Here is a 10,538-nt window from a genome sequence, read left to right on the forward strand (position 1 = left end):
CGCGTCCGCCCGAGTTACCTCAACAGCCGAAATGAAGGCGCAAAGCCGTAGCGGCGATACGCGTCTTCGCCACATCTCAGCCCGGTGACCGACATACCAAGCGATGGCCGGAGCGGCTGGCGTAGGTGTTATCCGTTGGATGATAAGAAGCGTACCGAGCCGCACACCAGCGGATATGTTGAACGTCCAGCAGCGACAGCAGTGGGACACTTGCCTCATTTTCTGGGTTGCTGCCTTCTGCGAATGATGCGGTGCTTGAGGGCACCGCGCCGGATGACGGCTGGAGATGAAACGCGCTGGCTGACACCTGCGTTACAATAAGGAGCAGGCCTGTCATCGCGAGCGTTGTAAGGATTTCGGTCAGTCGGGGCATCGGAAAATCCAGTGTTTGATTATCAGTGAACGACCGATTTCGGGAAGTTGTTCCCCTGCCACATGGCAGGCACGCAACTGCATGATGGGAAGCAGATCAAAACAGGTAGCAGGCGTTCATCGTTCCTTCGGTGGCGATGTCCCCTCGCCTGTTCAAAAACGTCCCACGGTCATGAGCCAGACTTCATCGCATCCACAAGGACCAACCTGGCGGCAAGACCTCCTGCTTGCGAGAATTGCGAGCAATCGAGACGCCTTGTTGATGGATACGCCCTGCGGGCGTCGGTGCAATAATTGCACTTTTGGAATCCCGGCGTTGGCTCCCGTGAACTCTTTTTTGCGAGAGAAGCGGTGGCACGAACGGCGCAAGGCTTGACGGACGAACCGGAAGTCCATGATGGGAGGCAGATCAAACAGGCATTGGGCATCAAGTCCCTGCCATTGGTGCGATGCCTCTCACGTTCAAACAACGGCGCACGGTCGAGAGCTCGATCTTTCGTCGCATTCGGTGCGCGACGAAACGTCGACACATGCTTGGGCCGATTTGGTGGCGAGATCGCCCGCTTCCCCGAATTGCAGGCAATTGACCCGGTTTATCAATTGATCCGCCCTCCGGCCATCGGTGCAATAATTGCACTTTTGGAATCTCGGCGTTGAGACACGTCAACTCTCTTTTGCGCGAGAGACACGGCGGCACGAACGGCGGAAGGCTCGATGGACGAGCGTGAGGCCCACGTGACCGGCGTTGCATGTGTAAGCTGGGACACCGTCCCATGTGGTCGTTCCGAGCGGGTGAAGGTCAGTCTGGATTTCGCCCGGCAACTCAATTCGGCCGAAGCTTGTATGGAAAGTGAGTTCGCGAGATCCGCGCGGGGTGACATTCGGAGGACGTTTGCACCGCGAGGACCCCACGACTGGCTGAGCCGACCTCGACGTTTTCCCGGATTGGGCTGCGTCGACCGCCGGGGCGGTCGGTGGAACTGCTGTGTCGACTACGACCAGATGACACCCGAGCATCGCGGCGCAGAGCCTGGGGGCTGTTTGATCGGATCGTGACTGCCGGCGATGACAAGAACGACAAGAGTGGGGAAGTCTGGAGCCGATGCCGGGGCGACCAGCTTCGAAGGCTCGCTCGGCCTTTAGGGGCCCGGACGAACCGGGCAACCATGAACGGAGCAAGGTCGCGGGATGTTTTCCAGCACCGGACCTCATGACCGTTTCGACGCTGTCGACATCCGCCGAACCGCTTTGGCAGCGAAGGCGGATTTCATCGGCGTCGAGATGCCAGAAGTCCGGACATGGAAAAGGGCCGCGATGCGGCCCTCTCGGTGTTGGTTTTCGAAGGCCGGCAAAGCCGGCCTTCGATGTGTTGTGACGCTCACGCCATGGCGACCGCCGGTGAGGTCTCGTCCAGGTCTTGTTGCTCGTTCGCAAGCGACGGAGCTTCGGCTACCTGCTGGCGGACGACTGCGGCGTCTTCCGAAGGCTCGAAGCCGTCGGCGTCGACCTCTTCAGACGCGTTGTCGTTATCCGCGGCGATCGAAGGTTCGGTCGCTGACGCTTCGGTTGCAGGGCGAGCGAACGGCCATTTCGGCTTTCGCTCTTTCGAGGTCGACCAGTCAAGCACCGGCAGGACCTCGGTCTCGAGCCACTCTCGCACCGCGGCCGACTTCGGCCAGCTCTCGACGTTGCCGAGTTTCAAGAGCGTGTCGTTGACCCCTGCCCATTCGCTGGCCTTCGGGAAGGTGGTTGCCCGAGGGCTGCGGCCCAGGAAGTCGCCGTCCGTCTCGATGAACAGGGCAAGGCTTTCCAGCTCCGCCCTGGCGATGCGGGCGAGATCCTGGACTTCCTTGACCAGCGCCTCCTTGATGACCCGCTTCTTGCCGAGCGCAGCAAGGAGCTTTTGCCGGATCTGATCGACATGTGCCACATAGAGCTTGAGGCCATCGCGCGCCTTGATCGCCATCAGACTCTTCAGGCCGGCGAGACCGCCGGCAGAGAAGTGATCGGAGCCTGGCTTCATGCCGTCGCCTTCATCGCCCTCTCGAAGGATCGCTTTCACATCTGCGACCTGAAGACGTCCATTGTCCTCGGCAAAGGTCATTGCCGCCTCGATCTGGTCGGGTGCTGCCGCACTCAGATGGAAGAGCACCGTGGTGCTGACCGCCAGGTCGACGAGCTCGTCGCGGTACGGAGAAAGATTGCGGAACACCGCGATGTAGGCGCGGGCACTGCGGACCTGGAGACCGCAGGCGGGCTTCACCCATTTGGGGAAGGCCCCTTCCGGCAGAAGCTTTGCTGCCTCGTTGAGACATTCTCCAACACCGAAAGCCTGTTCGGTACTGCGTCGTCCGAAGGCAGCGAGGTCCTCGGCGACCCGTTGAAGTTTGGCCTGTGTCGCCAAGTCAACACCGAGCGTCGCAAGGTTGGTGGAGGTGAGGAAAGAAGAAGCAGTCTGGCTTGTCTGAGACATTGTAGTACTCCGTTGAACTCGTTGTATCCGTTTGACCGGATGCCCCTATTATCCCCGAATATTGCAGAAACGCAAATCGCAAGTAACGGTGTGTTAAAGTAATAACTGCGCTTAAAACTTTAAAATGACGTTAAAAATGACAGATATACGCAATATTGGCGATGTAGATAATTAATCTGAAACTCTGTTGCTTACCGTATCAATTATGTTGCTTGATAATAAAATCGACGTTATTTACGGAGCAGTCAGCAGGTAATGGAGCTGATCTTGCCGCAACGCTAAACGGTCTCGTCCAAAGTTCCTCCGCAAGCTGGAGGGCGAGCAAATCAGTAACTTTGTGGCCGCTGCCTGCAAATCCCAGTATTCGAATTTTCGCACCCGAACAGGTGTCGACGCTGCCCGCGAGGCTGGATAAATCCACGGCATTTTTCCACCCCCACATTGGGAGGAGAGGTGGCGACTGCTCTGCGCCCAGGGCCGCCATAATGCCCGTTGGCGACCGTTCTATCGCCGATCGACGGTTGCCACCACGTCATTTCAACGTGTCGGCACGTTGAGACAATTTGCGGTCACTCGATTCTTTTTTCGAGATTTTTGATTCAGACCCTCGGGAATGTGTTTCACCGGGAGCAGCTGTGAGGGGTACGTCATTTCAAGCTGTGGCAATGTGCCGGCAACGCATCTCAAATTGCGCTCATTCGATTCAAAGCCTCGGACATTTGATTCGGAGGTGCTGGGCAACGATTCAAAAACCGAGATTTCCGATTCAGCTGCAAACGCCGATTGCATCAAGTGAACGCGTGCCGAGACGGCCACTCGGATGTTGATCATTCTTGCGGAACCAACCCTCACGACCAACTTCTCCGCGACGGAAACGATCACAATCGTGAATCAATCAGCGACGATCGATTCATATTTGTCGTTGGACGGCGCACGCGTCCCGCGGCAGATTCGTCGCATGATCACACCGTACCGTATCTACATCGAACGAAAGGACGCCGCGCGGGGCATGGCCCGCTTCTATGCCCTGTCTATCGAGACGAACCTGTTTGGAGAGATGACGCTCGTGCGACGCTGGGGACGGATCGGGACCGGCGGCCGACAGCGCGTCAGAACCCACGACCGTGAGCACGACGCCGTTCGAGAGTTTCTGATGCTGCTCGGTGTGAAGCGCAGGCGCGGTTATCTGCCGGTCGTTAAAACTGGTGACCAGGCATGACGAGCGATTACGTTGCAAACGTTGTTTGCAGGAGTAACGGGGGGAGAAATGCCGCAATCTGCAACGATACTTGATGGAGAGAGACCGATTGTCAGGTGACCACGACGACGGCGTGCAGAGGGGCCTGTCCCAGGATAGAGAGCAGCCCTTCAGGAGCACAGGGTCGCTTCGAGCCTCGACGGGTCGGCATCGGCGTTTAACGTAAGAAGACTGCTTCGGGCGTGCCCTCCTCCCCCGTGCCGGGTCTCGCGGCTGCGGACAGGCCTGATCAATCCAGAACTCGCGTGAACCGACGCCCTGGGGGTATATCAGGACTGAAGGACGGCTGAACGCAGCCAGCGCTCGTGGCGGAGAACCGGCGCTGCTTGAGGTCGCTGGCGGTACCTGCCCTGAGCCTCGGCGCGGTAAGCACCTCGTGTGCAAACCCGTGAAGCATCCAAATTAAACGATTCCGCTGCAAACGCTGTTTGCAGGAGTAATGGGGGGAGCAATGTCAAATCATGCAAACGACGTTTGACAGGCAGAGGACGATTGCCCGGTAAAGAGGCCACGGACGGAAAGGGCGGATGTCCGGCGCCACAATCGGGCACAGGCGGAGACGATAGACTCATCGCGTCCGATGACCGTCGCCAAGGACTAGAAATGGAGACCTGAATGCTCGCGGCACGCATCCGGTGCGGGCGCGGGGTACAGCCGGCCTCTTGTCAGACAAAGGCCCCTCATGCCGCCGGCCCGGCCCCTCCTCGCCTCAGTGGGAACCCACATGCAGGAAGGCTGGCGCCAAGATTTGAGACAGGGCGCCCAACGGGCGCCCTGGCATCAGTATTTGCTGACAGATCATGCCGGCGGCACAGCTCCCTGCGCTGGAGCCCCCTTGCCCCATCCGTTCAAAAAAGAATCGGAATTCCAGGGTTTGGAATCGAATGAGCGCAATTTGTCTCAACGTGCCGGCAATGTTCATTCCATTGCCAGCACCTCGCAACGGGTCTTGACCCCGACGCGGAATCGCCCGGCACGCGTTTGGAATCAAAAATCTGTAGTTTTGAATCGTTCGCCGGCAACAGTGAATCGTTCCCCGATAACTTCGAATCGAATGACCGCAATTTGTTTCGTCTTGCCGGCAACCTGTGACGACGTATTTCGATTGACGACTCCCTGCCTCCCGCTTCACGCCGGCTCCATCAGGATTGTGGCGACCGCGTCTTTGTCCATCGCCTGCATCTCGAACAGCTCACGCGTCAGCCGATCAAAGACGGGTCGTCTCTCCATCAGAGTTTCCGTGGCAAAGCCGAGCGCCACGTGTAACCGCCGTTGGATTGCCTGCCGCAGCCCGGCGTCGTTGGCGATGGCCCGCGTCGGATCTGCATGATGACGATACACCAACGGGTCGGTCCCGAAGCCAAGCACCGTCTCCATGTCGAGCGCCATCCGGGTGGCCCGTGCCAGATCGCTTTCGTCGGCGCCGCCGGAACCGCCGGATGCCGTTCCAAGCACAAGCACTTCGGCTGCGCGCCCGGCCATCAACATCGCCAGCATGTTGTCGTACCATGCGCGCTCGTCGCGCAGGCGGTTGTTGAACGTCAGCGTGTTGTGTCCGCCGCTCTCGGTGTCGATGGTCAGTCCCTGGATGCACCCGAGACGAAGGTGATGGTGCACAATCGCATGGCCTGCTTCATGAACGGCAATGCGCCATCGCGTACGCGGATTGAGCGGCGGTCGACGACCACGAATGGCCGCCTCGATGTCGGCGTATGTCAGCGCGCGGCCTTGCCTGCGGGCGCGTGATCTGGCTTCTCGCACCGCGCGTTCGATATCGGCGCCGCTTTGACCTTGGGCGCGGGTCGCCAGACGACGCAAGTTGTCTTCGACCGTGGCGATTGATCTCTGGTGCGTCATCCGCGGCCCTCCTCGGTATCATCCTGCGGTGTTGGCGCCAGAACTCCGGCGACGTCTTCATCAACGGGTGGCGGGTTCGGGTTCGCAAGGCAAGCGAGGTCCGACTTCAGGTGATGCCGCAGAATTCCTGCAAGGGCATCAATGTCGGGCGTGGGAATGACAATGTGCTTCTCCAACCGTCCAGACCGGGTCAAGGCAGCATCGATCTGCTGCGGCCGGTTCGTGGCGCCAATGACGACGATGCCGTGCGTCTTCACGGCACCGTCGAGCAGTTCGAGGGCCTTGTTGACCACAGCATTCCAATAGTCGGCATAGTCTCGATCTGACGTGACACGTTTGCCGATCCCGTCGATCTCGTCGACGAACACGATCGCGGGTGCAAGGGCGGTCGCCTCTTGGAACGTCATGCTCATGCGCTGCAGAACCGTGTCGAGATGTCCGCCCTCAAGCCAGGTCGAAACCGACGTCGCCACCAGCGGCACCTGCAGGCTGTTGCAAAGCGCCCTGGCGAATGTCGTCTTGCCCGTACCGGGTGGACCGCTCAGCAGCAGTCGCGTGCTCAAATCAGCCCAGCGGACGCTTTCGTTGCGGTAGGCGACGAGATCATCCTTCAACTCGAGCGCCCATGTCTTTGCCTCGCCGTAACCCGCGAGATCTTCGATCAGCAGGATGTCGATCCCGTTGGTGTCGGCGCCCTCCCCTGGCGCCACGGGTTGGATAATGTCCGCCCCGGAGGTTTTTGTATGCCGTTTCTCCCGCGAACCGGTCTGCTGCGTCGTCGCCTTCTGGCTGGCCTCCCTGCGTTGCGCGGTGCTCTCAGTGATGATCTTGCGGTCGGACCGGGCGCTCTCATCCTCGCCGTCACTGTCGCCAGGCACGGCTGCGAGGCGCGCCAGCACGGACATGGCATGATCGATTGGACGGCGCGGCCGAAACGCCAGGTTCAGATCGTGCAGGGACAGCGCTGCGGTTTCGATCCGTTCGATAAGCGGTTCGCTCAACGTTTTTCCCATGGCGCCGTAGAAAAACTCGACGAGATCACCGATCAGCTTTGAATCAATCCCGTGCGCGTGAAGCGACAGGTCCGATGCTGCATCGAGCCTATCGACGATGGTGTCCTCGGTCTCGCCAACAGCGACGATCGGGCACCCCTCCTCTACCGCTTGCCCCAGGAGCCGTTTGAGCGCCGCATCACGCTCACGGCGCACATCGCCGGCGGCACAATGAAGCAGACGGCGTCTGGGCTGATCTCCGAGATCGGCTCGCACATGGCCTGCGACCGGATACTGGATGCTGGCGCTGACGTAGGGTCCGAACGGAACAAGATCGGATGTCTCGATCATCCGCAGGAAGGACTTTTCGAATCCTTCGACAAAGGCTGTGACGCTGACGATGGGTGCGGGTTGCCGAAGAACGTCAATGACATCGCGCAGATTATGGGTGTCGGCCCTGAGCGCGCGCGCCAACAACAGGGTCACGGTAAGATCGGATGCACGGAGGTCCGGAGCCGAGGCATCGATGACCCGCATCGCATAGGCATCGAGGCGATCAACAACCGAGGTCCGGTCGGGTTGGCCGCGCCAGATCGACGGTCCGTCAACAGCATGGGCGCCGGTGGCGCTGCGTGAGATCGGATCGCTGGTCAGCAGCGCTGGAAAGCGCGCCCGCATCCAGTGCACGTCGGTGTCGAGGATGCCGGTCAGGGCGTCCACCTCGAACACTGGACGGTAGACCCGGATATTGTGGCGCCCGACCTGTACGACCGTCATGTCGACGAGGCCGCATTCCAATGCGACGTGACGATGGGCACGACGGGCCATCTGGCGCAGCCGTCGCACGAAGAGTGATGAGAGCCGGTCCATCACCGCACCGCCTTCGACGTCGCGGTTTTGGCTTCAAGCCATGCGCAGACCAGGGCCGCAGCCGGGTTGCCGATTTCAGCAAGTGCTGCCAGTCGCTGGCGAAGGGCATCGGGCACGTCCCCTGCCCCGTGGCTTCGGGCAAGTGCCAGCGACAGCCCGATGATCAGTGCGGCATCCACATTCGTATCAGAGGGCTTGCTGCCCTCTCCTCCCCGTCTCATTGGACGGGAAGTTTTGATGCGGTGTGCGGTCGGTGAATTGTTCGTCTTTGTCGAGGACATGCGGTCTCCTTGCCGAACCGCGTGTTGCGATCGGGATCAGTGGACATGGAGTTGGGAAGCGCAGACCGCGGCTCTCGCCTGACGTTCGTCAGCACGCCGCGGTCAGGGGGTTTGCTGTGCTGTGCTAGGCGCCGAGCATGCGGCGCGCAAAGCCGATGCGGATGCGCGACGCAGGCAGCGCATCGCTATCCTGATGCGGATCCATCTCGCCATCGAGATCGGCGTCAGAACGATCATGCGTCGTCGTGCCGTTGGTGCTCAACAGATGCACGCGCGAACCGGTTGCCGAATCCGCGATCACCGGCGGCTGGCTGAGATCGAGGGCACGGCGTGCTGCTGCTTCAAGAAGCTGCTGAACGCGACGCCCGAAGCGGGCACGCAGATGCGCCATGCAGGCGGCAGCACCATCGATTTCCAAGAGATCGTCGATCTCGTTCAGTGCCCAGATTCCGGCGGAATGGTCACTCGGACGGCTGGCGCCATCGACGATCGCAACGCCGACGGTATCGACCATCAGGCGCTTCTGGGTGCGGTACAGCCAGTCCGGCAGGATCATCGCAGTTGCCATCATCTTGAGCTTGAGCTCTTCCATGCGTGTCGTGTCGCCGTAGGATGCGAGCGAGCGCTTGAGGTCGAGGATCACGGCTGCATGGCGCGTCTTGTTGATGACGACCAGGTCGGGCGTGTAGGTGCCCTTGGACGCGGCGTCGCAATCGAGGCGAATGCTTTCCAGCACGCTCCAGTCGTTGCCGGAAACCGCTTCGATCGCGGCCTTGACCAGCGGCAGCTTGAGCGATTGGGTCAGCACGACGAGATCGGGGTTCACCTGCGACAGGCGCAGCATCGCCTGCTCGAGCAGCTTGCCTTCACGGAAGGAGACGGCACGCACGAGGGAGGCAACCTGGACATAATGCCCGAGGATTTCGTCTGCAACGGCCTCGCCGGTGCTGATCGCGGTGATCGCCTTGTCGATGAGGTCGTCGAAATCGGCGGCGACATCGGCATAGTTGACGATGTGGGGATGGCGACGCAGCGCCGGTGGCGTGATCGCCGAGATCGAAGCGATGGTCGAAGAGGAAACTTCCCCGATGGTGATGGAGGCAGTATTGGTGTTCATAGCCCGATTCCTTTCAACGAAGGCTGAGGGTCAGGCCCATGTCGGTGGTGCAAACACCGGCTTGGGCCGTCTACTCCGGACAACCCGAAGTCGCATAGTCCTGGCAGGACCCGCAGGAGATCTCAAGGATCCCTATCGAAAAAAATCAAATGGGCTCGATCACCGTTAACGGCGGGCTCACATTTTGGCCGTGCGGGAACCCCTGCGTCATCATCGTGGTGAATTCTCGGTTAAGACGCAGGCTACTTTTTCCGGACGTGGCTGCCTCCGCTACCCCACCATGATGTCGCGCGATGCGGAGATCGGTCGAAGACGATTCTTCTGCAAACGCTGTTTGACGGAGTAACGGGGGGAATCGGTTCGTTTCACAGGATGACGTTTGCGCGGAAAAGGCTGAAAGCAGGTGACACGATGGGGGGCCCACAGAATGGGGCGGGAAATCCTACCTCAACGAAGCGTCACCCTCTTGCTCAGGATGGAGAAGGCGCTGTTTGTGCTGGAAGTCCCATTTTTCCTCGGTGTACTTTTCGATCAGGCGCTCGAAGACCTCGAGGGAAGCGCGCTCCTCGAACCCCTGTTTTACAAGCCGACGCACAACGGCGTCCATCGATCTGTCGAGCTCTTGTTCGCGGCCCTTTGCTTTCGCACCAAGGATGAACCAGTGCAACATCACCCGCGCGACGTCGTCACGGCCCGGTCGCCGCTCGGTCTTCTGCTTAGCACGCAGCGCACGCTGCCGTTCCCGCTGCTTCCTGTTACGCTCGGCTCTCGTTTCTCTGGCCATGCCAATGTCCCCTCGCCTCCCCTCGTCGCCACCATTCCGGACGAAGCGTTGTTCGCTGATAGCAAATGAGAATTTGGAAGTCGTGAATCGAACGAACGCAATTTGTTTCAATGGGTCACAACGTCATATATGTCGCGAAGCCGTCGAACCGTCATGTCGTCGCCCTGCCCGGAATCTGATCGGCTACGCGGGCATTTTAACCGAAGAAAGGTAAATGATGCGGAGGTCAGCGCCTCGAAACCCATTCCAATATACCGATATTGCACCAGCGGCTGAACCAGAGCGGAAACGAAAGTGGCATCTTTATCCAAGCTATTGGAGTTGCTGTGAAATCTGTAAAATTGACGGCAGTCAACCCCTATAACATAAGCTGCGCTAGTCCATTTTCACGCCTCCAGGACTGGTCTCCCCCAACTGCTTAGCGTCGTTAACCTTTTGTTAACTCAATTTTCCTTGCTGGAATTAGAGAATCGGACATAATGACGGCATATCGCTGATTTCGGTGATTTTACCGACAGAATGGTCCAAGGTCCT

At 59.6% G+C, this 10,538-nt stretch carries 8 protein-coding genes; 2 read left to right on the forward strand and 6 right to left on the reverse strand.

Translation table 11 applies throughout. The features are described from left to right. Nucleotides 1-76 precede the first annotated feature (76 nt). Nucleotides 77-373 (reverse strand): BA14K family protein, encoded by a 297-nt coding sequence (locus ACST81_RS27845; RefSeq protein ID WP_438754839.1) that lies wholly within the window; start codon nucleotides 371-373, stop codon nucleotides 77-79. A 1,377-nt stretch (nucleotides 374-1,750) separates the two neighbouring features. After that, a complete protein-coding gene (locus ACST81_RS27850; protein WP_438754841.1) occupies nucleotides 1,751-2,845 on the reverse strand; it encodes a hypothetical protein in 1,095 nt (364 codons plus the stop codon). 820 nt (nucleotides 2,846-3,665) lie between these two features. On the opposite strand from ACST81_RS27850, the gene ACST81_RS27855 reads away from it, so the two are divergent. After that, entirely contained in the window at nucleotides 3,666-4,064 is a 399-nt protein-coding gene (locus tag ACST81_RS27855) for a WGR domain-containing protein (protein ID WP_438754843.1), read from the forward strand. Nucleotides 4,065-5,231: 1,167 nt separating this feature from the next. Here ACST81_RS27855 and ACST81_RS27860 read toward each other — a convergent pair. The 4 genes from ACST81_RS27860 to ACST81_RS27875 all read right to left on the reverse strand — a co-directional run bounded on the left by ACST81_RS27860 (nucleotide 5,232) and on the right by ACST81_RS27875 (nucleotide 9,220). Next, on the reverse strand, nucleotides 5,232-5,960 hold the full coding sequence (locus ACST81_RS27860; RefSeq protein WP_438754844.1) for an ATP-dependent Zn protease: 729 nt from the start codon (nucleotides 5,958-5,960) through the stop codon (nucleotides 5,232-5,234). Further along, entirely contained in the window at nucleotides 5,957-7,822 is a 1,866-nt protein-coding gene (locus ACST81_RS27865) for an AAA family ATPase (protein WP_438754846.1), read from the reverse strand. The genes ACST81_RS27860 and ACST81_RS27865 overlap by 4 nt, the downstream gene beginning before the upstream one ends. Beyond that, a complete protein-coding gene (locus ACST81_RS27870; protein WP_438754848.1) occupies nucleotides 7,822-8,103 on the reverse strand; it encodes a hypothetical protein in 282 nt (93 codons plus the stop codon). Before ACST81_RS27870 ends, ACST81_RS27865 begins: the two co-directional genes overlap by 1 nt. Nucleotides 8,104-8,227: 124 nt before the next feature. Continuing rightward, complete coding sequence (locus tag ACST81_RS27875) at nucleotides 8,228-9,220, reverse strand: hypothetical protein (RefSeq protein ID WP_438754850.1); 993 nt, start codon at nucleotides 9,218-9,220, stop codon at nucleotides 8,228-8,230. A 427-nt stretch (nucleotides 9,221-9,647) separates the two neighbouring features. On the opposite strand from ACST81_RS27875, the gene ACST81_RS27880 reads away from it, so the two are divergent. After that, nucleotides 9,648-10,073, forward strand: coding sequence for a hypothetical protein (locus ACST81_RS27880; protein WP_438754851.1), 426 nt, complete (start codon nucleotides 9,648-9,650; stop codon nucleotides 10,071-10,073). Nucleotides 10,074-10,538 lie beyond the last annotated feature (465 nt).

Origin of the sequence: Pararhizobium sp. O133, assembly GCF_051669845.1 — a bacterium.
In the GTDB taxonomy this organism is placed as follows: Bacteria; Pseudomonadota; Alphaproteobacteria; order Rhizobiales; family Rhizobiaceae; genus Pararhizobium.